At 63.6% G+C, this 1,589-nt stretch carries 2 protein-coding genes; both read right to left on the reverse strand.

The window, feature by feature from the left end; translation table 11 throughout:
- Positions 1-220 precede the first annotated feature (220 nt).
- The gene (locus AVS7_RS13525; RefSeq protein ID WP_008903585.1) at positions 221-742 is read right to left on the reverse strand and encodes a hypothetical protein; all 522 of its coding nucleotides are present in this window, start codon (positions 740-742) and stop codon (positions 221-223) included.
- Positions 739-1,589: IS66 family transposase (locus AVS7_RS13530; RefSeq protein WP_020228944.1), on the reverse strand; the 851-nt coding region annotated here is incomplete at its 5' end. The genes AVS7_RS13525 and AVS7_RS13530, both read right to left, overlap by 4 nt.

The following is a 1,589-nucleotide window of genomic DNA, read 5'->3' on the forward strand; positions in this document are numbered from 1 at the left end:
CCGTCGGATACTGCTTACGCCTTGCCATTGGGCGAATCTACCGCAGGCGCTATCAAGTTCATAACACGCTCTAGGGAGGTTCTGCAAAACCTCCCGGCCCGGTGGCAGGCAAGCATCGGATGAGCGAGGATCGGGGCCATGGACCAGATCAACCTCGGCCTCGACCCGCTGCCCGTAAGCGTCAGCTCAGCACCCTCTTGACGAGGTCCTTATGGGATAGTCAGACGTCCAGGATGTGTCGCAGCAAGCCGAAGCCTACGCGCCACTGCGTGCCATCACCGGGGTCGATGGTTGCAGTGCGGCTGTTGATGCGCACGATGGTGCCCACCACGGTCTGCAGGTACTTGTCCTCAAAGGCGACCTTCTCGCCGCAGCGAAAGTCGTTGCGCGTCGGTCGGGGGGCGGCCGGCGGCTCTGGCGCCACAGCTTGAGGGCGTGTTGCAGGATCGGGCAAGGGCGGTTCGATCGCGGCGTAAGGCAACTTCCACTCTTTGCGCTCGCGCAGGTCTTGCAACGTGACCTGCGTGTCACGCATGGCCACCACCTTGCCTTCTCGCAGACTGCCATCGCGCCAGTCCACAAAGCGCACGGTTTGACCCAGGTTCATGTCCTTGCGCACGGCAATGATGCGGCGTGGGTCGGCCAGCAGCCGCTCGATCAGCGTGCTGAGCTGGAACAGCTCCAGGCTGCTTGCGTTCTGCAGGGCGTCCAGCACCCGCGGGTCAATGCCAGACACGCTCATGCCGCCTTGCGTTGTTGATCCGCCTGACGGGACTGCCGCATCAGGTTCCAGGGCAGCAACTCATCAATGCGGTTGATGGGGTGGTCGGCTATGCGGCCGAGCACCTCCCGCAGGTAGGCCTCGGGGTCAATCCCGTTGAGTTTGGCGGTTTGCACCAGGCTGTAGATCGCCGCCGCTCGCTCGCCGCCGGCATCCGATCCCATGAACAGGTAGTTGCCCCGTCCCAAAGCCACCCCGCGCAATGCCCGCTCTGCTGCGTTGTTGTCCATCTCGATGCGCCCATCTTGGCAATACCGCGTCAGAGCCTGCCAGCGCGTTAGGCTGTAGCCAATGGCTTTGGCCAACTCCGATTTGGCCGACACCCGACCAACCAACTGGCTCAACCAGACGTGCATCTCCTGCAGCAGCGGCCCGGCACGCGCCTGGCGTTGGGCCTGTCGAATGTCGGGAGGCTTTCCCCGAATGTCACGCTCGATGGCATACAGATCGGCAATGCGTCTGAGCGCCTGTGCTGCGATAGACGTCTCGTCTTTGCCGCTGCTCAGGTACAGGTCCCACCACGGTCGGCGCGCGTGCGCCCAGCATGCTGCCTCGGTGATCTGTCCTGAGGCGTACAGCTTGCCCCAGCCGCCATAGGCATCCGCCTGGAGAATGCCGCGATATTTCTTCAAGTGGCGCTCTGGATGCTCGCCTTTGCGATCCGGGGTGTACTGGTACCAGGCCGCCGGTGGCGCACTTGAGCCGATCGGACGGTCATCTCTGACGTACACCCACAAGCGCCCCGTCTTGGTCTTGCCGCGCCCGGGCTGCAGCACCGGCACGGGGGTGTCGTCGGCATGAATCTTGG

The sequence above is a fragment of the Acidovorax sp. MR-S7 genome (assembly GCF_000400995.2).
Classification (GTDB): Bacteria; Pseudomonadota; Gammaproteobacteria; order Burkholderiales; family Burkholderiaceae_C; genus MR-S7.